The following is a 23,094-nucleotide window of genomic DNA, read 5'->3' as shown; positions in this document are numbered from 1 at the left end:
GTTAAATAGAATTTATAATAATTGAACTAAAACTCAAATTGAGCTACTGCACAAAACTCCTTTCCTTTTTCAAGGGAAGGTGGATTTGATTTCCCCGAAAGAAACCAAAGACGGAAGGGTTAAAAATCATGAATTATTTCAAGCTAATCTCTGTATCTTCGCAACATCATGCAAGTAGATTATATAATAGTTGGAATAGGATTGGCAGGCATTGGCTTTTGCGAACAGTTAAGGGCCAATAACAAAACATTTGTGGTTTTTGATGATACTTCGCAACAATCTTCAAATGTAGCTGGAGGTTTGTACAACCCAGTGGTTTTAAAGCGATTTACGGCCTTTTGGAAATGTAAGGAACAGCTCGGTTTGGCATTGGCTATGTATGCTAAATTAGAAACAGAATTCAATGTAAAACTAGACCATAAAATTCCTGTTTATAGAAAATTTGCCTCTTTTGAAGAGCAAAACGATTGGTTTACAGCTTCCGATAAGCCGATACTTTCAGAATATCTTTCACCAAAACTAATCAAAAATGAAAATCATGCCATTGATGCGCCTTTTGGTTTTGGGGAAGTTTTGGAAACAGGACGTATTGATGTAAAAGCCTTAATGGATGTTTATAAAGAGCATTTGCTGAAAAATAATTTGTTTTTTGAAACAGGGTTTGATTATGAGGGTTTAAAAAATCTAGATAACGGTGTTCAATATGAAAATATAACCGCAAAACACATCGTATTTGCTGAAGGTTTTGGGGTAATGAAGAACCCGTTTTTTAAAGAATTGCCCTTAGTGCCAGCAAAAGGCGAATTGCTTACTATTCATGCCCCAGAGTTAAAAATTGACTATGTTTTAAAAGCCAGTGCTTTTTTGATTCCGTTAGGGGATGATTTATATATTGTAGGCGCCACTTACGAATGGAAAGATTTAAGTAATACTATTACAAGCATTGCTAAAGAAGAACTTTTAGGCAAACTCAAAAAACTCCTTCATTGTAAGTTTGAAGTAGTTAATCAGGTTGCCGGTATTCGTCCGACAGTAAAAGATAGGCGTCCTTTGGTTGGCAGGCACAAAACACATAAAAATTTATATGTGCTTAATGGTTTAGGAACGCGAGGCGTTATGATTGGTCCCTATGTGGCACAACAGCTTTTTGATTTTATTGAAAAAGATATTCCTTTGGAAGAAGATATTGATAGCGCTCGTTTTCAATTGTGAATACGACTTGAATCGGTATTTGCGTTAGGGATTGCAGCGATATCCTTTTTAAAACTTAGGAAAACGAACTTTGGTCAGAACTAAAAATTGGCAGATTGTTGTGTCGTTCCTCCGCGCAATGACGTTTTAAAAAGATTTAGCGGAAAGCCCGACCCTTGTGGTAACGCCCAAATAAAACTTATTTTCTTTTTGCCAACGTTTTATCGTAATGTATAAAAATATTGATCCAAATGTTTCTTGAAATCCTAATGATTATAGGAAAAAATATAATTAAGGTTGCTACAATGGAAGCAAAAACCACATTAATGTTGGCTTTTAAAAACACAAACGAAATTACAAAAGCCACCACAGCAAACGCAATGCCTATCCCATAACTTACGTACATAGCACCATAGAAAAATGAGGGTTCTATTTTGTATTTAGTACCGCAATTACTGCAGGTTTCGTGCATATCCATGATTTGGGAAAGTATGTACGGATTCTTATTTTTATACATGGATTCCTCATGGCATTTTGGGCAAGTTCCTGTAGAAATGCTATATAATTTTGAGCCTTTTTTAAACATATAATTTAATGTACTTTTGCATTCGCAATTACAGAACAAAAATAGAAGTTAAATGTTAAAGTTCTGTAGCAAAAGTTACATTTCTATGATGAATATCCATAATCTATCGATTTCCTTTCAAGGAGAATACCTGTTTGAGGACATTACGTTTAAACTTGGTAACGGCGATAGGATAGGGCTTATCGGCAAAAACGGGGCAGGTAAATCGACGATGCTTAAAATCCTGTCCAAAGAGATGGAACCTGATACCGGACAGATTGCTGCCGATAAAGAACTTAAAATCGGGTTTTTGAAACAGGATATTGATTTTGTTTTAGGAAGAACCGTTTTGGATGAAGCTTATGAAGCGTTTACCGAAATCAAGCAACTGGAAGCGAAAATAGAGCACGTTAATACGCAAATGGCGGAGCGAACGGATTATGAAAGTGACGGGTACCATCAATTGATGGTGGACGTTAATGAGTTTCAGCATGAATTTGAAATTTTAGGGGGCTATAATTATCAAGGTGATACAGAAAAAATTCTTCAAGGGTTAGGTTTTAAACGTGAAGATTTCAATAAATTGACCGATACCTTTTCCGGAGGGTGGCGCATGCGTATTGAATTGGCAAAATTACTGCTGCAAAACAATGACATTTTACTTTTGGATGAGCCAACAAACCATTTGGATATTGAATCCATTATTTGGTTAGAAGGGTTTTTAAAGAATTATCCGGGGGCTGTGGTAATTGTATCGCACGATAAAATGTTTTTGGATAATGTAACCAATAGAACCATTGAAATTTCTTTGGGCAGAATTTATGATTACCCCAAACCGTATTCAAAATATTTGGTTTTGCGTGATGAATTGAGGACCCAACAATTGGCTTCACAAAAAAACCAGCAAAAACAAATAGAACATACCGAAAAGCTTATCGAGAAGTTTCGTGCCAAAGCATCCAAAGCCACTATGGCGCAATCGCTCATTAAAAAGCTCGATAAAATTGACAGGATTGAAGTTGATGAAGATGATAATAGTGTGATGACCCTTAATTTCCCAGTGTCTGTAACCCCAGGGAAGGTGGTGGTTGAAATGGAGAAAGTATCGAAAAACTACGGCCAAACCCACGTTTTGAAAAATATTAGTTTATTGATTGAGCGCGACAGCAAAACGGCTTTTGTTGGGCAAAACGGACAAGGTAAATCTACGTTGGCAAAAATTATAGTGGGCGATATTAAATATGACGGCCATTTAAAGTTGGGACATAACGTGCAAATAGGCTATTTTGCCCAAAACCAAGCAGAGTATTTAGATGGGAATAAAACGGTTTTAGATACCATGATCTATGCGGCAAACGAAACCAACAGAAGTAAAGTACGCGATATTTTAGGGTCTTTTTTGTTTCGAGGTGAAGAGGTAGATAAATATGTACGGGTACTTTCTGGTGGGGAGCGTAACCGTTTGGCACTGGCAAAATTAATGTTACAGCCATTCAACGTGCTCATCATGGATGAGCCAACAAACCATTTGGATATCAAGTCTAAAAATGTTTTAAAAGAAGCATTGGCAAAGTTTGGTGGCACGTTGATTTTAGTGTCTCACGACCGTGATTTTCTTCAAGGATTGACCAATAAGGTTTATGAGTTTAAAGACCACAAACTAAAAGAGTATTTAGGCGATATTGATTATTATCTGGAACAGCGTAATGTGGAGAGTTTGAGAGAAGTCGAAAAACGTACGGTAGTTAAAGAAACCCCTAAAGAGAAGAAACAACAATCCTACGATGGCCAAAAGAAACGGAAATCTTTAAATAATAGGTTGAGTAATGTGGAGGCGCAAATAAATCAGTTGGAGCGCGACCTGAAAAAAATAGATTTTGAACTGGAAACCAATTATGAAACCGTAACGGCTAAACCCAATTTTTTTGATAAGTATCAAAAAATGAAAACTGATTTACAAGGTTTTATGGATAAATGGGAGGAAATCCATTTAGAAATTGACGCTTTAGATTCCTAAGTTTTAAGATTTTTTTAACTTTTCAGCCTTACTTATTAGGTAAATTTGCGCACTATACCATCAATAATTGAGTACATGCGTAAAATCATACTTTCTGTCCTTGGAGTGCTATTAATTATTGGCTCCGTTTTTCTTGCAAAATATTTAATAGCCAGTAAAAACAAACCCAAACCGGTTGTTGGGAAAGTAACAAAAACAGTGTTTATAGATACAGTTAAAAACGGGGAAGTCCAAATAAAAATCCCTGCAAACGGTAGTTTGGTAGCAAAACGTCGGGTTGAGATATACTCTGAGGTACAAGGGATCTTCAAATCAGGAAATGTACCGTTTAAACCAGGGCAGAAATATAGTCTTGGCCAGTCTTTAATCCGTATGGATGCGTCTGAATATTATGCCAGTGTACAATCTTCAAAAAGCAATCTATATAATGCCATTGCTGCTATCATGCCAGATTTAAGGCTTGATTTCCCCGAGGTTTATCAAAAATGGCAAAACTATCTCAATACTTTCGATTTAAACAAAACGACTCCCAAATTACCTGAAATGGCTTCTGAAAAAGAAAACTATTTTATTACCGGCCGAGGCATTGTTTCAAGCTATTACAATTTAAAAAATCTAGAACAACGCTTATCTAAATATGTGATAACGGCACCTTTTTCTGGTATTTTAACCGAAGCTTTGGTAACCGAGGGTACCTTAATAAGAAACGGCCAAAAACTGGGCGAATTTATAGATCTTTCAGAGTACGAAATGGAAGTGAACGTTAGCAAATCGTACGCCAATTTGTTAAAAGTGGGTGAAACGGTAGCGTTAACCAATTTGAATAAAACGGAAACCTATCAAGGCAAAATTTCTAGGGTGAATGGCAGTGTGGATCAAACCACGCAAACCATTACAGCCTATATTGATGTTAAAGACCCAAACTTAAAAGAAGGTGTTTATTTAGAAGCCACTATTAATGGAAACACTGTAGAAGATGCCATTGAGGTAGATAGAAACTTATTGTTGGAAGACCAACAGGTTTTTGTGATTAAGGATGGATTGTTGGATACGATGCCTGTTACTCCTGTTTATTTTTCTGAAACCAAAGTGATTTTAAAAGGATTGCCCGATGGTACCATACTGCTTAAAAAACCAGTTCCTGGGGCTTATGCGGGCATGTTGGTAAAACCTTTTGAAGACAAAGAAACCCGTCATCAATGAGAAAATTAATCACTTATTTTATAAGGTATCATGTTGCGGTAAATATTTTCATCATAGCTTTTTTTGCTTTTGGCATCATTGGTCTGTTATCATTGAAATCGTCTTTTTTTCCGTTAACGGATTCTAAAATAATAAACATAAATATTACGTATCCTGGAGCATCGCCCCAAGAAATAGAAGAAGGTATCGTGCTCCAAATTGAAGACAATCTAAAGGGGTTAAAAGGCGTAGATAGAGTGACTTCGGTCTCCAGGGAAAACAGCGGTACTATTACGGTTGAAATCCAGAAAGGGGAAAATATAGATTTTATGCTTTTGGAGGTCAAAAATGCTGTGGATAGAGTGCCTTCTTTCCCAACAGGTATGGAGCCCTTAATTGTTGCCAAACGCGAAGAAGTTAGGGAAACCATCTCATTTGCCGTAAGTGGAAAAGATATTCCGTTGGCCACATTAAAACAAATTGCAAGACAGATTGAAAACGATTTACGAACCATAGATGGTATTTCGCAAGTAGAAACCTCTGGTTATCCAGAAGAGGAAATTGAAATCGCAGTCAATGAAATTAATTTACTTGCCTACAATTTAACGTTCAATGATGTTGCTAAGGCCGTTGGTCAAGCCAATATTTTGGTAACCGGTGGAAATATTAAAACTGATGCCGAAGAATATTTAATTCGCGCCAATAACCGAAATTATTACGGCGACGAACTATCCAATATTATTGTAAAAGCTTCAAATGACGGGAAAACCATTAGGTTAAAGGACGTCGCCATTATTCGAGACCGTTTTGAGGAAACGCCCAATGCCAGCTATTTTAACCAAAAACTCTCGGTTAATATTTCCATTACAAGTACCAATAATGAAGATTTGATGTCTTCGGCAGATAAAGTAAAGGAATATATTGAAACGTACAACCAAAAATACAATAATGTTCATTTGGATGTGGTAAGGGATTTATCGATAACATTAAATCAGCGTACCCAATTATTGACTGAAAATGCCATTATAGGGATGCTATTGGTACTGCTTTTTTTATCCCTGTTTTTAAACACACGTGTTGCTTTTTGGGTGGCTTTCGGACTGCCCATTTCGTTTTTAGGCATGTTTGTTTTTGCAGGATTTTTTGATGTCACCATCAATGTATTGTCTCTTTTCGGAATGATCATCGTTATCGGTATTTTGGTTGATGACGGCATTGTAATTGGCGAAAATATTTACCAGCATTACGAAAAAGGCAAAACACCCATCCAAGCGGCTATTGATGGTACCATGGAAGTGCTTCCTCCGGTAGTTTCGGCAATAATTACCACACTCTTGGCATTTTCCCTGTTCTTTTTTCTAGAAAGTAGAATCGGGGAGTTTTTTGGGGAAGTCGCTGTTATCGTTATTTTGACTTTAGCTATTTCGTTAATAGAAGCATTGCTCATCCTTCCGGCGCATTTAGCACATTCAAAAGCACTTCGTAAACCTGTGGTAGAAGAAAACCCTTCAAGAATGAAGCAGTTTTTCTCTAAAATGAGGGAAATAAACAAATTGGGTGATAAGATTATGGGCTTCTTAAGAGATAAAATGTATAGTCCAACCATTTCATTCATTTTAAAATTTAAAATCTTATCTCTTGCTATTTTTGTTGCACTTTTGGTATTAACAATTGGTTCAGTTGGAGGCGGTATTATTGGGGTAACCTTATTTCCTTCCGTAGCGAGCGATGCAGTTTCCATTGAGTTGAATATGCCCAACGGCACCAATGTGAAGGTAACGGATTCCATCATTTCAATGATTGAGGAAAAATCATTTATTGTAAATAAAGAGTTTACCGAAAAATACTTAAAAGGCACAGGCAAAGAGCTTTTTGAGAACACTATTTTAACTTTGGGCAGCTCATCGAGCGCACGGCTTCAAATAAATTTATTGCCCGGGGAAGAACGTCCGGATGTGATAAGCTCTAATTTGGTTGCCAATAGATTACGTGAATTGGTAGGGCCGGTTATTGGAACAGAACGTTTGATATATGGTTCTGGTGGAAATTTTGGAGGCAATCCCGTGTCAGTTTCCTTGTTAAGCAATAATATTTCAGAGTTAAAAGCAGCAAAAGTAGAACTAAAGACAGTACTGGAGAGCAATCCGCTATTAAAGGATGTAGCCGATAACGACCCAGTAGGAATAAAGGAAATCCGTTTAGAACTAAAGGAAAATGCTTATTTGATTGGGCTGGATTTACAATCGGTCATGAGTCAAATACGGGCAGGTTTTTTTGGTGTACAAGCACAGCGCTTTCAAAGAGGGCAAGATGAGATTAGAGTTTGGGTCCGGTACGATAGAAGCAACAGGGAATCTATTAACGATTTGGATGATATGCGCATTGTAACACCCTCAGGTGAGCGGGTCACATTAAAGGATATCGCTATCTATACTATAGAAAGGGGCGATGTGGCCATTAACCACTTGGAAGGGCAACGGGAAATTCAAGTGTCTGCCGATTTAAAAGACCCGAGCAATAGTGCTACTGATATTTTAGATGATATAAAGGCAACGATTCTTCCGCAAATTCAATCAAAATACCCCACAATTTCAGCTTCTTTTGAAGGCCAGAACAGAGAAGCAACAAAATTATCGAGATCATTAAAAAGTGCCGGAGGCATCATTTTGTTGTTAATTTATATTACTATCGCTTTTACTTTCAGAAGTTACAGTCAGCCTATTTTATTAATTTTGTTAGTGCCTTTTAGCTTAACGGCAGTTGCATGGGGGCATTGGTTATTAGGGTTTCCGGTCAATATATTGTCCTTATTGGGAATCATTGCCTTGATCGGGATCATGGTAAATGATGGTTTGGTATTAATAGGGAAATTCAATACCAATTTAAAGGAAGGGATGCTGTTTGATGACGCCCTTATGGACGCTGGCAAATCGCGTTTTAGAGCCATCTTTTTAACTTCGCTAACCACCATAGCGGGTTTGGCACCTTTGCTACTGGAAAAAAGCCGTCAAGCACAATTTTTAAAACCCATGGCAATCTCTATTTCCTTCGGTATTGCGTATGCCACTATTTTAACATTGTTGTTATTGCCGTTATTCCTGTCGTTTAGCAACGATATTAAGAAAAACATAAAATGGTTAATTACCGGTAATAAAGTAACTAAAGAAGAAGTGGAACGAGCCATTAAAGAACAAAATGAAGAGCATGAATTATAGAGTTATTCTTTTGATCGTATTGTTTGTTGTTTCAAATGCATGGGCGCAACAAAAAACAATTACGCCCAATGAAGCTGTCTCATTGGCTTTAGAGAATAACTATGGCATTAAATTAGCCAACAATCAACTGGAAGTTGCAAAAAATAATGCGAGCATTTTTAATTCCGGATATTTGCCAACGCTTACGGGAAATGCAGGCGCTACAATTGATAAACAAAATACAGAAGGACTGCTAGCTAGTGGAGAAGCTAGAATTGCAGATGGAGTCGAAACAAGACGATATAACGCCTCAATAAATCTAAACTACACGCTGTTTGATGGAATGGGAAGAAGTTATGACTACAAACAACTAAAAGAGCGCTACCAATTAACAGAATTAGAGGCTAGGGAAACCATTGAAAACACAATTTTTCAGTTGTTTACTGTTTACTACAATGTGGCACAATTAATGGAAAACACTTCAGCATTAAAGCAAACCTTGGAAATTTCAAAAGAACGATTGTTGCGCGCACAATACCAATTTGATTATGGGCAAAGCACAAAATTGGATGTGCTTAATGCGGAAGTTGATATTAATAATGACAGTATTAGCGTAATAAACACAAAACAGCAGTTAATAAATGTTAAACGTGATTTGAATGTGGTTCTGGGCAATGCTTTAACAAAAGATTTTAATGTAAATACCCAGGTTAACTTTGATGTTTTGTTTGATAAGGAAGAGCTTTCCCAAAAAGCAAAAACCAGAAACACAGCCCTTTTACAAATTGACAGAAACATTGCCATTAGTGGTTTTGACATAAAATCCGGAAAATCGACTTATCTGCCAACCATTGGTTTGGTTGGTTCTTATGGATGGAATGAATCTACAAATAACAATCCACTGGCATTTACGCTACAAAGTACAAATTCCGGCGTCTCAGGTGGTTTAAACTTATCATGGAATTTATTTGATGGAGGCAATACCATTGCAAGAGTAAAAAACGCTAAAATCAATTTAGAAAACCAGCAATTACAAAAAGAACAATTGTTGATTTCGCTGGAGCGCGACTTTAATAATGCTTGGGACGATTATCAAAATAAGTTGAATATATACAAAATCCAGGAGACCAATATTATAACTTCCCAAAACAACTTTGACCGTACAGAAGAAAAGTTAAAAATAGGACAGGTAAATTCCATTGAATTCAGGCAAGCCCAACTCAACCTTCTCAATGCAGAATTGAGCAGAAACCAGGCAAAATATGAGGCCAAATTAGCAGAGCTGCAATTGCTTCAATTAAGTGGCGAACTTTTAAATGTAGCCTTTTGATCAACCCCATTTGCTTATTTTAAATTGAAATTTTAGATATCAAAAGTTTTTAATCGATTCGTATTTGTTAAAAAAATATACATTTCAACGAATAAAATAGTTTTTAATCGATTTATGTGTTATATTCGTAATAGAATTAATCCCCAAATATTCAACTATGAAGACTTTTAAACTAATAACGGTTTGTTTTTTTATAACAGCTTATTCCTTTGCAAATATTTCTTTAAATGAAAAAGATGCTCTAATGGCACTGTACAAGGCTACCAATGGGAGTGAATGGAACTCTACATGGGACTTGAATACTCCTGTAGATTCTTGGTATGGCATTAAAGTTGAAAACAATAAAATTGTAGAAATCAATTTACAGTTCAATAATTTACAAGGCGAATTGCCTCAAGAATTAGGAAACCTTATTTATTTGAAAAGGATCAATTTAGGTTTTAATAAATTAACAGGCACACTGCCTTCTTCAATAAAAAATTTAAAAGAATTAACTTCTTTGGAATTATTTATGAATCAATTGGAAGGCCAAATCCCAACAGAATTGGGGGAATTAAAAAAATTAGAATCTCTAAAGCTGTACAGCAATAAGTTTGCTGGAAACATTCCACAATCTTTAATGGGTTTATCGAACTTAAAAGAGCTTTTGTTGGGAAGTAACTATTTAACGGGTTCTATACCCAACACTATTTCTTCTTTATCCAAATTGGAGAAGTTGAGTTTTATGGACAATAGAATGGATGGAGAGATTCCTGCGGAAATTGCTCAATTGGCAAACCTACAAGAGTTGATATTATCTACAAACCAATTTACTGGCGATGTGCCAATAGAGTTTGTGAACCTGAAGAATTTAAATACCATCATGGTTAGTGACAACAATTTAAATTACGAATATATTAGCGTGTCCGGTAAAACGCCACCAAACTCTTTTAACATGCAATTAGAGAATTCTACCGCTATAATGGATATTGAAAAAGATTAATTTAAAATTCACCAACATTTTTTTAAGACAGCTTACAACTATTTGTTAGCTGTTTTTTTTATCTTTATATGCATGTTGGAGCATCATTTTACCTGTCCATATTGTTGGGAAACAATATCCATATTGTTGGATAATTCGGTTTCTAAGCAGACATATATTGAAGATTGTGAGGTGTGTTGCAATCCAATTCAAGTATTTGTACGATTTGAAAATTCAGAATTAATGGATTTTCAATCAGATAGCATCGAGCAATAATATTTTGTGGGTTTATGTTTGTGGGAATTAAAAAGGGTTGTATATTTGCAGTCCGAAATGATTTGGTCGGCATTATGAACCGAAAGTTAAAAGCTAAGTAAATATTTTACAAATTATATCGCGGGATAGAGCAGTAGGTAGCTCGTCGGGCTCATAACCCGAAGGTCACTGGTTCGAGTCCAGTTCCCGCTACAGAGCAAACCCATTGATAAACAGGTACTTAAAACCTTTGTCAATGGGTTGTTTTTTTGATATATTGCATACGGCATACAGTACAGGTCAAGAACAAAAATATTAGTATTTTTATTAAATTTTTAGTCCTTTATATTATTGATTATCAATAATATATATATATATATATATATATATCATGTACTAGAAAGATTTAGTTTCAGCAAATTTTTGTTTGAATATGATTTTCAACCCCATATTATTAAAACATTCCGGACAGATATTACTTATGGGTGCTTTTTTTAGTGTAATAAACGATTCTTCCATCATTGATGTGCGCGTTTTAAAGTGATTTGAAACGTTGTTCCTTTGTTTATTTCAGATTCGAGAACCTTTATTCTGCCATCATGAAAATCTTCAATAATACGCTTGGTAAGCGATAAACCCAATCCCCAACCTCGTTTTTTTGTGGTAAAACCAGGCTCGAATATTTTATTGAAATTCTTTTTGGCAATGCCTTTTCCGGTATCGGTTAGACTTACCATAATGGTATCTTCCAATTGAGAGATTTCAACCGTAAGTTTACCACGTCCTTTCATGGCGTCAATGGCGTTTTTTACTAAATTTTCAATGGTCCAACTATATAGTTGTTTGTTCAAATTCACTAAAATTTCTCCTTTAGGGATATGGATGTCAAAATCAATTAAATTTGAAGACCTCGTTTTTAGATAATCGTAGGAGCTGATGGTTTCGGTAATAATGTCTGCCACCTCCAAAGTTGGTACAGAACCTATTTTACTAAACCGCTCGGTAATGGTTTGTAAACGGTCTATATCTTTTTCAATTTCAACAATATAACTGGGGTTTACATGTTCGGTTTTTAAAATCTCGGTCCAACCAATCAATGATGATAATGGCGTGCCTATTTGATGCGCTGTTTCCTTGGCCATACCAGACCACAATTTGTTTTGTGTCGCATTTTTATTGCTTCTGTAAAAAAAGAAAATTACGGCACCAAAAAGAAAAACGATAAGCAATAAAGCTAAAGGGTAGTATTTTAGTTTGTTCAATAATTCGGAATTTCCATAATAAATGGTGCTCACAATACTGTTGCCCATTTTTACGGGAATAGGTTTGTTTTCCGCTTCAAACCTTAAAATTAATTTTTTGACATATAAGGAATCCGATATTTTGGTTTCATCCAAATTGTTAAAACCTGATAGACTCCCATCTTCATTAATAACCAACATGGGCGTTGTTTTGTTACTGTTAAGTATCCTTAATGTCAATTCTAAATTGGCGTTTGTATCAGAATTTATAAAATCGGTCTGTGCAAACGACCAATTTTCCATTTTGGTGCGTTCTTCATCTTTAAAATGCTGAAAAAACTCATAGGTTTTCCATAAAATAAGCGATACAATAGCAAAAGAAGCAGCTATAATAAACCAGCGGAGGGCATTACTGTATTTGGTAAAAATCATTAAACAATCAATTGGTATGTAATATAATGCAAATCTGTTGATATTATTGTTCAAGTTGTTAGTAAAATGGTTTTTAGTTACTCATCAAATTGGTTACATTTGCTTAAATAGTTGAAATTAAATATTTAAACGAAGCCAAACGAACATCAATATTTAATCAAAATAAATTGTTAGTTTTGTTAAAATAAAAACGCTAAATGCCATCATTCGACCCGAAAAACCTATCAACCAGTAAATTACATAGTTATTTATTAAGTGCAGTAGCACCACGGCCTATTGCATTTGCGAGTACGGTTGACGCTGATGGGCATGTCAATTTATCGCCTTTTAGCTTTTTTAATGTATTTAGCGCAAACCCGCCCATATTGGTGTTTTCACCCTCGCGACGTGTAAAAGACAATACGGTTAAGCACACCTTAAAAAATATTTTGGCTACCAAAGAAGTGGTTATTAATATGGTTAGTTTTGATATGGTGCATCAAGCATCTTTAAGCAGTACGGAATATCCTGAAGGCGTCAATGAATTTGAAAAGGCTGGTTTAAGTATGCTGAAATCGGATATTGTTAAACCTTTTCGAGTGGCAGAATCGCCCGTGCAGTTTGAGTGCAAGGTAAATAATGTGATTGGATTAGGTACCGAAGGTGGTGCAGGAAACTTGATAATTTGTGAAATTGTAAAATTTCATATAGATGAAGACGTATTGGATGAAGATGGTTCCATTAACCAAGTGAAGTTGGATTTGGTTGCCAGAGCAGGAGGTAGTTTTTACAGTCGTGCCAAAAAAGGCTTTTTTGAAATACCAAAACCGTTATCAACACTAGGAATTGGCGTTGATAATTTTCCTGAGGATGTAAGAAACAGCATGGTTTTAACAGGAAACGATTTGGGTATGTTGGGGAATGTAGAAACCTTGCCCACCGAAGCCGAGGTAGATGCTTTTATTAAGGATATTAGTGATCGATATCCAAAGATTAAAACAGCAACCCACAGACAGAAACATAAATTGGCGCGTAATTATTTAAGTTTTGGAGACGTTGAAAGTGCATGGAAAATATTGCTGTCTTAAATAAGAAGAAAGAACAGAGAATAAAGAAAATAGAATAAACAATAAGAATAAACAATAAACAAATGGAAGTTCAAGGAAGAATTAAAATGGTAGGCGAAACTCAAACTTTTGGAGGTAATGGGTTTAGAAAAAGAGAAGTTGTAGTTACTACAGAAGAGCAATACCCACAACACATTATGGTGGAATTCGTACAGGATAAATGCGATTTGCTAAATAGCTATAAAGAAGGACAGCAAGTAAAAATAAGCATTAATTTGCGTGGACGCGAATGGGTAAACCCACAAGGAGAAACCAAATATTTCAACTCAATTCAAGGTTGGCGGATTGAAGCTTTGCAAGCGGATGCTTCAGGCGGAAATATGCCTCCAGTGCCACCAATGGATGCTTTTGAACCAGCAGGCGATTTAAACGAAGATGATCACGACGATTTACCTTTCTAATTAATTCCTGCGAAGGCAGGAATCTCACGATATTAAAACTCCTTCCTTTGTCAAGGGAAAAGCCTGTGCCGAACTTGATTCGGTATGGATTTTGATTCCTTAAAGAATCAAAAGACGGAAGGGTCTTAAAATTCAACCTCAATATTTAATAAAATGTTGAGGTTTTTTTATTTTTATTGAAATATTTAAAATGCAATACCTAACCCAACACATACAGTTCCCAAATGTAAACCAAGCCACCAAAGAAGGCTTGTTGGCCATTGGAGGCGATTTATCGGTTGAGCGTTTATTGTACGCTTACAAGCATGGTATTTTCCCATGGTTTAGTACCGGTGGGCCTATTTTATGGTGGTCGCCAAACCCGAGGTTTGTGCTGTTTCCCAACAAGTTGAAAGTATCAAAAAGCATGAAACAGGTAATACGAAATAGCGATTATAAAGTAACTGTTAATAAAGATTTTAAAAGTGTTATTACAGAATGCTCCAAAGCAAAGCGAGACCGACAAGATGATACGTGGATAACAAACCAGATGTTAGAAGCTTATGTGAAACTTCACGAATTGGGCTTTGCAAAATCGGTTGAGGTTTGGCGTCATGAAACTTTAGTTGGTGGACTTTATGGCGTCGATTTAGGCAACGGTGTATTTTGTGGTGAAAGCATGTTTACTAAAGAAAGCAATGCGAGTAAAGTAGGTTTTATAACTTTTATTCAAAACACCAAATACAAACTTATAGATTGCCAAGTTTACACGAACCACTTAGAAAGTTTGGGAGCTGAGGCGATTTCTAGGGATGCTTTTTTGGGGTATTTGTAGGGTGAGGAAACTTGATTTTTCACAAAAAAAAGTCGAACTTTGTTTAACGAGCGATATAGTAAATTGAAAGAGACCATATCTTAGAGTTGTGGGTAATTTGACGCAATCAATCGAAACAAATGGCATCTATTTTATAAAAACCTTGATATGAAAATTAGAATTGACTTATTATTATTATCCTTAACCATATTATTGTTTACATCTTGTGAAGACACATTTGAACCCAGTGGAATCGAAACAAGAGTTTTTGGGAGAATGTATGATAGTCAGAATCAATTACCTTTGGCTAACCATAAATTAAGGATTGGTGAATACAATTTAATACCAGGGTTTGGTTCAGCACCAAACATTGATTTTATCCAATATGTAGATTCTACAACCACCAATTCATCTGGATATTTTGACTTTGTTTTTACTACAAGTGGTCAAGGAGACAGGTATCAACTAGAAATCGATTATAATTATGACAATTTCTTTAAGTTAAATGATGAAAACGTCTTTGGATTATTAAGTCAACAACATCGCACTGAATTGGAAAATTTAGGTGGCGATACTGAAATAAATTTCGAGGTTCTATTTTTTTTCCCTGTAAACCTCAAAATCACACTCAATTCAGATGTTCAGTTTTTACCTATTAGAATACGCGAACCTTACTCCCGTGTCGCAGACAATTTGACTGAAACTGGAGTTGAAAATAGTCGTATTTTTTATATTGATAAGAATTCAAATTGGCAAATATTACTTACAAGAAATACATCAGATGGACAAAGGCAAAGAGTAGTAATTGATATGCCTGCAACTAATAATACTGGCTTGAGCGAATTTGAATTTAATATCAATGATGACGATTTTGAAAACTATTAAAAAACTACCCACAACATTTTCTATTCGGTTTTTTTTATTTGCTAAATGAGGTACTTAAACACCCACCCACCAAACCATACACGTTAAACGAACCAATACTTTCTAAAGTTTCACAATAGCCGAAGGTAATTAAAACATTTTCTTTTCAGTTTAAATATTAAATGCATCCAAACGGTATTATAAAGCATTTTGTAATTTTAAGTTATCATAAAGTTGCCAACCTATTCAGTAGTGTTTCTCGGGTATATTTAACTTTAATTTTATTCCTATTAAATATATAGATTTAATAGGAATAATATATATTTGCAATGAAATTAATTTTCTCTAGAATGAAACACAAAGCTATTACCTTAATTTTGACCTTATTTAGTTTGATTTCCTTTCCGGTACTGGCACAGAAAAACATTGAAACGCAACAGCTTTTATGGATGCGTTATAGTTTGAAATTAAAAATAAACCCGACCTACCAAATTCGGCAAGAGTTTGAGGAACGTATCTATTGGTTTCCTTGGCGTCAACATCAATTTGTTTCCAGAACACAATTAGACCGCAAACTGGGTAATGGTTGGAATGTAGCTCTGGGTTTTACGTATTTGTTACAAGCATTGCCACAAGATCCATTGGTTAAAGACTTTGAAACGAATACAGAATTAAGGCCACAGTTTGAAATTGCAAACAATCAAAAACTAGGTAGCGGGTTCAGTTTAAACCATCGCTATTGGACGGAATTCCGATTTCTGGAACAGCCAGATGGTTCATTTGAATATAACAATATTAGAACTCGTTATAAGCTCGAACTCAGCTATACTCCATTTAAGAAAACAACACTTAAAGCTTTTGATGAAATTCAATTGAATATAGGCAGTAAAATTGTGAATAATGTTTTCGACCAAAATAGATATGGGGCAAGTTTTCAATTTATGGCTAAGGAAAATTTAGGTTTTGAACTGGGGTACATCAATTGGTTTCAACAGCGTAAATCGGGAGCGGATTTTTATAGCAGAGATATTATAAGATTTACAATTCATCAATCTTTAAACTTAAAAAGACCTAAAAGTTGAATTGATGTTGTAAATAAAACATCCAAGAACATAAAACTATTGATAATTACCGGCTTAAAATTTATGTTTCAATTTTTGTTATGTACTTAGAATTAATACAGATTATTAATTAAACCTCATTATACCTAAAACACCCAATTTCATGGTCATTGACCATACCAGTGGCTTGCATGTGCGCATACATAATCGTGCTGCCCACAAATTTAAACCCGCGCCTTTTTAAATCTTTGCTCAGCGCATCGCTAATTACGGTTGTGGGTGGTGCTTTTTTGTAATCTTTAACACTGTTTTTAATGGGTTTTCCATCAACAAAACCCCAAATGTATTTGCTGAAACTTCCAAATTCTTTTTGAATTTCCATAAATAATTGCGCATTGGTAACGGTAGCATGTATCTTTAGTTTGTTTCTAATAATGCCAGCATCCTGAAGCAATGCATCAATTTTATCTTGTTGATATTCGGCTATTTTTTTATAATCAAAATGATCAAAAGCAGCCCTGAAATTTTCACGTTTTCGCAAAATGGTAATCCAACTTAAACCTGCCTGAAAGGTTTCCAAAATCAAAAATTCAAAAATAGTGGCATCATCATAAACGGGCACGCCCCATTCGTTATCATGGTAAGTTTCATATAACGCATCGCCTTCGCACCAACCGCATCTGTGTTTTTCCATAGGTTTATTTAAAAATTCAGTATTACGAATATAAACTTTTACAGCTTACCATTCAACAGTATATAGTTTACTCTTAGGTAAGCTTTTAAAATGATTTTATGCTTTGTGGTTTTTGTGTCTTCTTTGTGTGTTTTGTGTTATAGTTATTTCACAAAGGTTCACAAAGTTTTACACGTCCCCGATATCTATTGGGATCACAAAGGTTCTTGGGTTCCTAAAAAAGTCCGTCCTAAAGTTGCGCATTAAAAATTGTAAGGAATATATTAAAATCATGACAAAAATCATCTTGTTAAAAATATTCAGACACTACATTTGTTTAACTTATTTAGAACCATTAATTTCCATATTATGAGTACGCTTATAAAAAATAGTTTGAAAAACAGTATGTCGTATCAAGCTTACAGGGCATTGGTAAAACAATTGAGTTTAGAAAACTCTACCACAGGGAATGATAAAATCGAGGTTTTGGCCAATTATACAAAACTGAATGAACAGCGAATGAAGCGTTGGGATAAAACCATAAAAGTGCAAAAAAAAGCTGAAAATAGATTAAAAGATTTCAATAATGATATGACGTGGTTGGTTATTGCCGAAAGCAGGTGTGGCGATGCTGCACATGTTTTACCAGTATTGAATAAAATAGCGCAATTAAACCTGCATATTAATTTAAGAATTGTGCTTTGCGATGAAAATCCTGAATTAATGGATGCGTATTTAACCAATGGAAATAGGGCGGTTCCTAAATTGATTATTATTGATGATGAAACAGGCGATGTGTTGGATACTTATGGCCCGCGCCCTACCGAAGCCACCAGTCTTGTAAATCTTTACAAAGCCAAATATGGTGCGTTAACGCCAGAATTTAAAGAAGATTTACAGCATTGGTACAATAATAACAAAGGGCAGAATATTATTAACGATATTGTGGGGATACTTTGCAAATTAGAACCTAGTGCTTGCCAATAAAACTAAAAGTAATAGAGCCTACTTGGTTTTTTTTAGAAGCATCGGCATTAAATCGGGAATCTTTTGCATACTGCAAAGCATACTCTTTTAAACACTCGTTGGAAGATGTAGACGACGTGTTTATATCAGTACTGGTAACTTTTCCGTTGGAATCTACCGTAATAGTCACCACTATTTTTCCCTCAACCTCGCAAAGATAAACGGGAATGGGAATGTAGACTTTTTTTCGGTCCATCAACGAAAAACTAACGGTACTTTTGGTATTTACACCTTCGTTTTGCTGATTTTTAAGTAAATCGTTCACTTTGCTAAAAGCCGACAGTTCCTCTTTGTTAATAGCAGGTTTTAAAGGTTTGTTTTCGCCAAGGCTGTTTGAGCTATCATCGGCACCATCATTCTCTTCGCTCGATGCCGGTACATAATCCTCTGCTGGTACAATTTGTTCGTAAGCCTGCGTAAAATGTTTGCTTTTATCCGTTTCGTTAAAAGCACTGTTGGTTTCGGCTTTACTGGCATTGAGTTTTTCTAAAGCTTCAAGTATTTTTGCTTCCTCAGGAGATAATTCTTTTTCTGGCTCCATTTCATAATAGCTTTCAGTAATCAATTCGTCCTGTGTTTTTATACTTAAATTAAAAACAGAAAGAATGACCGTTCCCGATAATAAGAGCGTTATCAATAAAGCTTTATGTTGGTTGGAAATATTCAAATACAATTTTTTAAATTACAATAGTACCATATATACGGCAAAGTAAGGGAAAAAGATTAAAATAGCATGAATTCCAGAAAAAGGGATATGCTGGATAAACCTTCAAGCGTTCTATACCCAAAGCGTTTTCTTGTAAAATCGAGTCCAAAGAGTATGGAGTTATTGTTCTGGAAAACCTCTTGAACGCCTACCCCGATTTTGTACACATTGCCTTTTTCAAACGATTTGCCCATGCCCAAAAGTGTTCCGTAACCAACGCGCGCAAAAACATTGGTATCATCAACAATAATATTATGTTGAAGGTTTAAATATGCAGGAAAAAAATGAAGCCCTTGTTGCGAATGGTAGTTGTATTCAAAATTTAATCCAACCATGGTACGCCGGTCAAATTGATAACCAATAGTATTGTTTATAAATACGGCACTGGGGTTTATTAACGGGCCGGAATCATCATCTTGGGCCAAAGTATATTCTTTATTTATGGTTACTGTGGAGGCCAATGAAATTTTATAGAAAACACCTTTGGTTCTTTCTTTTTCTATTTGTGAAAATGAAACCAAAGAGATTGAAAATGTGATGCAGAATAATAGATGGATGTGCTTCATGGAATGGGTTCTTTGGAAGAAGTCTATATCAATAATTATTCCGAAGGAAGATTCTTGATAAAAGTTTCAATGGATGAGGCATTATCAACATGAAAGTCGCCAATTTTGGTACGCCTTAAAGCCGATAGATGTGCGCCAGATTGCAATGCCTTACCAAAATCGTTGGCCAAGGAGCGGATGTATGTCCCTTTACTGCATACCACCCTAAAACCAACATTTACTGAACCTGTACTGAGCGCAGTCGAAGTATCAATGTTTGTAATTTCAAATTCTGAAATGGTAACGGTTCTCGATTTAATTTCTACTTCTTCCCCAGCTCGGGCAAATTCATAAAGTCGTTTACCATCTTTTTTTATGGCAGAAAATACCGGAGGAATTTGCTGGATCTTACCAATAAATGGTTTGGTGGCTTCTTTTATTAAACTTTCGGTAATATGGTTGGTTGGAAACGTGTGGTTTATCTCGGTTTCCAAATCGAATGAAGGGGTGGTGCTTCCTAAAACAATCGTACCGGTGTATTCTTTTGCTTGTGCTTGAAAAGAGTCTATTTCCTTGGTCATTTTTCCTGTGCAAATTACCAACAAACCTGTAGCAAGCGGATCTAAAGTGCCTGCGTGCCCCACCTTAATTTTCTTAATGTTGAACGCTTGCCTTATTTCCCAGCGTAATTTATTGACTACTTGAAAAGAGGTCCAATGCAGTGGTTTGTCGATTAAAAGTACTTGACCAAAAAGATAATCTTCAATTTTCAACATTAAACGATGGTTAATTTGTAGATGAAAAAGTGGATGATGAATAGCGCAATGCCCAGAACAATACGGTAATAACCAAAAACCTTAAAGCCTTTTTTACTTAAATAATCTATAAACGATTTTATGGCAAGTAAGGCCACAATAAATGCCAAAACATTACCGATGATGAGGTAGTTTATTTGGTCGCTGCTCAATGTAAACCCCGCTTTATAATAGTCATAAAGTTTTTTTGCGGTCGCCCCAAACATGGTAGGAACTGCCAGGAAAAACGAAAATTCGGCCGCTGTTTTCCGGTTCAACTTTTGTGTCATTCCCCCAACAATACTGGCGCCACTTCGAGAGGTTCCAGGAATCATGGCAAGACATTGAAAAAAGCCGATTTTTAAAGCCGCAGCATAACTTATTTTGGTGTGGGCCTCTGGGTTGGCTTCATCATAAACTTCGTTGGCTTTAAACCAATCGTCCACTTTCAACAGGATAAATCCGCCTATAATCAAAGCAATGGCCACTACAACGGGACTTTCCAATAAGTCGTCAATCACATCATTTAAAAGCAATCCTAAAACCACTGCGGGAATAAATGCCACCAATAGTTTAAAATAGAAATCCAGACTTTGAAAAAAGCGTTTCCAATATAAAACGACTACCGATAAAATGGCACCCAACTGGATAACAATGGTAAATAGTTTTGTAAAATCGTCGGAAGCTATCTTCATAAAGGACGATGCAATAATCATGTGACCCGTAGAAGAAATGGGCAGATATTCTGTTATACCTTCTATAATGGCTAAAATAATGGCTTCAATGTAATTCATCTGGCAAATGTATTAAAATACTCAAATCAAATAATGAAAAACTGTTTGAATTTATGGCAAATATGCAGGTCAAAAACATTAAAAATATTAAGCCGCGAATTTGCTTCGCCAGTTCGCTTTCGCTCGGGGTCACGAATTTTCACTAATATTTGAAAAATCCTTAGATTTTTCTATTCGTGCAATTGTTTTAGGATAATCATTTCACGAATTTTAAATGGGTTAAACTCATTCATTCGTGCTAATTAGTGAAATTCGTGGCTAAAAATAGGAATATTGATTTTAATGCTTTTGCCCTTACGGTTGCAGAAGTTTATATCTTAGCATGATATATTCTTTTGTAATAATGAAAATTGTTCTCGCTCCAGATAAATTTAAAGGTTCTTTAACGGGAACACAATTTTGTGCTGCTGTTGAGGAAGGCATCAACGAAGTTTTGCCAAATACTGAAATTGTAAAACTACCATTAGCAGACGGTGGAGATGGTACTATCGAAATATTAGAATATCATTTAAAAGGGAAACGGATTAAAGTCAAGGTGAACGACCCGCTTTTTAGAGACATAGAAGCATCATACCTGTATATGGATTCTATAAAAACGGCTTTTATTGAAATGGCTGAGGCTTCCGGCATGTATCTTTTAAAAAAGGAAGAGCAAAATTGTTTTAATACCACCACTTTAGGAACCGGTGAACTTATTTTAGACGCCATTAATAAGGGGGCTAAATCCATTGTTTTGGGTATTGGAGGAAGTGCGACCAATGATTGTGGCATGGGTATGGCAACCGCTTTAGGCTATAAATTTGAAGACGAATACGGTAAGGAGTTAATGCCTATGGGCAAAAATTTATCGCAAGTAAGAGTGATAAATAGCAATGATGTTATGGGCGCTTTAAAATCTATTGATTTTAAAGTAGCCTGCGACGTAACTAATCCTCTGTACGGAAAAGAAGGAGCTGCTTATGTTTATGGACCACAAAAAGGAGCATCTCCCGATGAAATTGAAGCATTGGATGAAGGATTGAAAAACATGTCGAAATTATTTAAAAAGCAATTTGACAGGGATGTTCAAAATATAAAAGGCGCTGGAGCAGCAGGCGGCATGGGAGCAGGCACTTTGATTTTTTTAAATGCTGAATTGAAATCTGGGATTGATTTGGTGAAAAGCTTAATGGCTTTTGATAAAAAAATTAAAGGAGCCGATTGGATTATTACGGGTGAAGGCAAACTGGATTCTCAAACGCTTTCTGGAAAAACCATTGATGGGGTTATCACTTCGGCTAAAAAACAAAGTATTCCGGTGGCTGCTTTATGTGGAAGCATATCTCTTTCTAAAAAAGAGGCTGATGCTTTAGGTATTTCATATACAGATGCGGTTATGGGAAAAGCAAAATCGTTAGATGATGCGATGCAGAATGGGTATGCTTATGTAAAACAGATGGCTGTAAATTTTGCACGTCAATTATGAAAGGAAATGGATGCAGACCCCACAGGTTTTAAGAACCTGTGAGGTCTTAAAAAGAAATTATTTCTTTTCCGGATTCAACAAAATAGCATAAATCTGAATTCCAAACCCTATAAGAACAAGTGCCGGTGCTAATCTAATACGTCTCCAGCTAAAAATTTCGGGGTTAAAAACATTGGGGTCGTCGCTACCTCCACCAGACATTAAAATAAATCCCAATGCGATAAAAGCTAAACCAATAAACATGAATTTATAGTTTTTATTACCAAATATAAAAACTGGTTTTGAAACTTCTTTTTGTTTTTTCTCTCCCATGATTGTTAAAAAGTATTGGTGCAAATTAACATAAATATTTAAAAATGATGCGTTAACACTATTATAAATTATCTACCTTGTTCTATTAGTTCTGGTTTTGCGTTAGGGGTTGCAGCGGCATCCTTTTGGTTTTCATTGGCAAGAAGCAACCTTAAAAAACAAACCTTTAACTTTGACTGTGTGTTC

At 35.6% G+C, this 23,094-nt stretch carries 22 protein-coding genes and 1 tRNA gene; 15 read left to right on the top strand and 8 right to left on the bottom strand.

From position 1 onward, the window contains the following. Window positions 1-168 precede the first annotated feature (168 nt). Window positions 169-1,212: an NAD(P)/FAD-dependent oxidoreductase gene (locus tag ACU1LP_RS12640; RefSeq protein WP_445733939.1), complete on the top strand. Its 1,044-nt coding sequence runs from the start codon at window positions 169-171 to the stop codon at window positions 1,210-1,212. 178 nt (window positions 1,213-1,390) lie between these two features. On the opposite strand, the gene ACU1LP_RS12635 is transcribed toward ACU1LP_RS12640, so the two are convergent. Beyond that, the gene (locus tag ACU1LP_RS12635; RefSeq protein ID WP_445731262.1) at window positions 1,391-1,777 is read right to left on the bottom strand and encodes a DUF983 domain-containing protein; all 387 of its coding nucleotides are present in this window, start codon (window positions 1,775-1,777) and stop codon (window positions 1,391-1,393) included. Window positions 1,778-1,862: 85 nt separating this feature from the next. On the opposite strand from ACU1LP_RS12635, the gene ACU1LP_RS12630 reads away from it, so the two are divergent. The 7 genes from ACU1LP_RS12630 to ACU1LP_RS12600 all read left to right on the top strand — a co-directional run bounded on the left by ACU1LP_RS12630 (window position 1,863) and on the right by ACU1LP_RS12600 (window position 10,908). Beyond that, a complete protein-coding gene (locus tag ACU1LP_RS12630) occupies window positions 1,863-3,773 on the top strand; it encodes an ABC-F family ATP-binding cassette domain-containing protein (protein WP_445733938.1) in 1,911 nt (636 codons plus the stop codon). A 75-nt stretch (window positions 3,774-3,848) separates the two neighbouring features. Continuing rightward, window positions 3,849-4,976 (top strand): efflux RND transporter periplasmic adaptor subunit, encoded by a 1,128-nt coding sequence (locus tag ACU1LP_RS12625; RefSeq protein ID WP_445733937.1) that lies wholly within the window; start codon window positions 3,849-3,851, stop codon window positions 4,974-4,976. After that, entirely contained in the window at window positions 4,973-8,170 is a 3,198-nt protein-coding gene (locus ACU1LP_RS12620) for an efflux RND transporter permease subunit (RefSeq protein ID WP_445733936.1), read from the top strand. Before ACU1LP_RS12625 ends, ACU1LP_RS12620 begins: the two co-directional genes overlap by 4 nt. Then, a complete protein-coding gene (locus ACU1LP_RS12615; RefSeq protein WP_445733935.1) occupies window positions 8,160-9,479 on the top strand; it encodes a TolC family protein in 1,320 nt (439 codons plus the stop codon). Before ACU1LP_RS12620 ends, ACU1LP_RS12615 begins: the two co-directional genes overlap by 11 nt. 157 nt (window positions 9,480-9,636) lie before the next feature. Continuing rightward, window positions 9,637-10,461, top strand: coding sequence for a Two component regulator three Y domain protein (locus ACU1LP_RS12610; RefSeq protein ID WP_445731267.1), 825 nt, complete (start codon window positions 9,637-9,639; stop codon window positions 10,459-10,461). Window positions 10,462-10,533: 72 nt separating this feature from the next. Further along, window positions 10,534-10,716 (top strand): CPXCG motif-containing cysteine-rich protein, encoded by a 183-nt coding sequence (locus ACU1LP_RS12605; protein WP_445731268.1) that lies wholly within the window; start codon window positions 10,534-10,536, stop codon window positions 10,714-10,716. Between the two features lie 119 nt (window positions 10,717-10,835). Continuing rightward, window positions 10,836-10,908, top strand: a tRNA-Met gene (locus ACU1LP_RS12600). A 305-nt stretch (window positions 10,909-11,213) separates the two neighbouring features. Here ACU1LP_RS12600 and ACU1LP_RS12595 read toward each other — a convergent pair. After that, window positions 11,214-12,368 carry a sensor histidine kinase gene (locus ACU1LP_RS12595; protein ID WP_445732993.1) on the bottom strand — a complete coding sequence of 385 codons (1,155 nt, stop codon included), beginning with the start codon at window positions 12,366-12,368 and terminating at the stop codon, window positions 11,214-11,216. Between the two features lie 197 nt (window positions 12,369-12,565). On the opposite strand from ACU1LP_RS12595, the gene ACU1LP_RS12590 reads away from it, so the two are divergent. The 5 genes from ACU1LP_RS12590 to ACU1LP_RS12570 all read left to right on the top strand — a co-directional run bounded on the left by ACU1LP_RS12590 (window position 12,566) and on the right by ACU1LP_RS12570 (window position 16,614). Beyond that, window positions 12,566-13,435, top strand: coding sequence for a flavin reductase family protein (locus tag ACU1LP_RS12590; RefSeq protein ID WP_445736432.1), 870 nt, complete (start codon window positions 12,566-12,568; stop codon window positions 13,433-13,435). Window positions 13,436-13,497: 62 nt separating this feature from the next. Next, the gene (locus ACU1LP_RS12585; protein ID WP_445736431.1) at window positions 13,498-13,875 is read left to right on the top strand and encodes a DUF3127 domain-containing protein; all 378 of its coding nucleotides are present in this window, start codon (window positions 13,498-13,500) and stop codon (window positions 13,873-13,875) included. Between the two features lie 190 nt (window positions 13,876-14,065). Then, window positions 14,066-14,689 carry a leucyl/phenylalanyl-tRNA--protein transferase gene (gene aat, locus ACU1LP_RS12580; RefSeq protein ID WP_445732188.1) on the top strand — a complete coding sequence of 208 codons (624 nt, stop codon included), beginning with the start codon at window positions 14,066-14,068 and terminating at the stop codon, window positions 14,687-14,689. 147 nt (window positions 14,690-14,836) lie between these two features. Then, the gene (locus ACU1LP_RS12575) at window positions 14,837-15,553 is read left to right on the top strand and encodes a hypothetical protein (protein ID WP_445732189.1); all 717 of its coding nucleotides are present in this window, start codon (window positions 14,837-14,839) and stop codon (window positions 15,551-15,553) included. 329 nt (window positions 15,554-15,882) lie between these two features. Next, window positions 15,883-16,614, top strand: coding sequence for a DUF2490 domain-containing protein (locus ACU1LP_RS12570; protein ID WP_445736430.1), 732 nt, complete (start codon window positions 15,883-15,885; stop codon window positions 16,612-16,614). Window positions 16,615-16,723: 109 nt separating this feature from the next. Here the strand turns inward: ACU1LP_RS12570 and ACU1LP_RS12565 are convergent, their stop codons facing one another. After that, the gene (locus ACU1LP_RS12565) at window positions 16,724-17,287 is read right to left on the bottom strand and encodes a DNA-3-methyladenine glycosylase I (protein WP_445736429.1); all 564 of its coding nucleotides are present in this window, start codon (window positions 17,285-17,287) and stop codon (window positions 16,724-16,726) included. 348 nt (window positions 17,288-17,635) lie between these two features. Here ACU1LP_RS12565 and ACU1LP_RS12560 point away from each other — a divergent pair, with 348 nt between their 5' ends. Beyond that, a complete protein-coding gene (locus ACU1LP_RS12560; protein WP_445736428.1) occupies window positions 17,636-18,253 on the top strand; it encodes a thioredoxin family protein in 618 nt (205 codons plus the stop codon). Here the strand turns inward: ACU1LP_RS12560 and ACU1LP_RS12555 are convergent. The 4 genes from ACU1LP_RS12555 to ACU1LP_RS12540 are packed head-to-tail and all read right to left on the bottom strand — an operon-like array spanning window position 18,237 to window position 21,131. Next, window positions 18,237-18,959: a TonB family protein gene (locus ACU1LP_RS12555; RefSeq protein ID WP_445733361.1), complete on the bottom strand. Its 723-nt coding sequence runs from the start codon at window positions 18,957-18,959 to the stop codon at window positions 18,237-18,239. The two genes, ACU1LP_RS12560 and ACU1LP_RS12555, sit on opposite strands and share 17 nt — an antisense overlap. A 56-nt stretch (window positions 18,960-19,015) precedes the next feature. Then, window positions 19,016-19,564 carry a hypothetical protein gene (locus tag ACU1LP_RS12550; RefSeq protein WP_445732963.1) on the bottom strand — a complete coding sequence of 183 codons (549 nt, stop codon included), beginning with the start codon at window positions 19,562-19,564 and terminating at the stop codon, window positions 19,016-19,018. Between the two features lie 35 nt (window positions 19,565-19,599). Next, window positions 19,600-20,319, bottom strand: coding sequence for a tRNA pseudouridine(55) synthase TruB (gene truB, locus ACU1LP_RS12545; RefSeq protein WP_445732964.1), 720 nt, complete (start codon window positions 20,317-20,319; stop codon window positions 19,600-19,602). Then, window positions 20,319-21,131: an undecaprenyl-diphosphate phosphatase gene (locus tag ACU1LP_RS12540; RefSeq protein WP_445732965.1), complete on the bottom strand. Its 813-nt coding sequence runs from the start codon at window positions 21,129-21,131 to the stop codon at window positions 20,319-20,321. Before ACU1LP_RS12540 ends, truB begins: the two co-directional genes overlap by 1 nt. A gap of 343 nt (window positions 21,132-21,474) precedes the next feature. On the opposite strand from ACU1LP_RS12540, the gene ACU1LP_RS12535 reads away from it, so the two are divergent. Further along, window positions 21,475-22,596 carry a glycerate kinase gene (locus ACU1LP_RS12535; protein ID WP_445732966.1) on the top strand — a complete coding sequence of 374 codons (1,122 nt, stop codon included), beginning with the start codon at window positions 21,475-21,477 and terminating at the stop codon, window positions 22,594-22,596. 57 nt (window positions 22,597-22,653) lie between these two features. Here ACU1LP_RS12535 and ACU1LP_RS12530 read toward each other — a convergent pair whose 3' ends face one another. Then, window positions 22,654-22,908, bottom strand: coding sequence for a DUF3098 domain-containing protein (locus ACU1LP_RS12530; protein WP_445733360.1), 255 nt, complete (start codon window positions 22,906-22,908; stop codon window positions 22,654-22,656). Window positions 22,909-23,094: the final 186 nt, after the last annotated feature.

Source organism: Mariniflexile sp. (assembly GCF_052728615.1).
The sequence above is the reverse complement of the archived record's forward strand: the minus strand, read 5'-3'. Positions and strand labels throughout refer to the sequence as shown.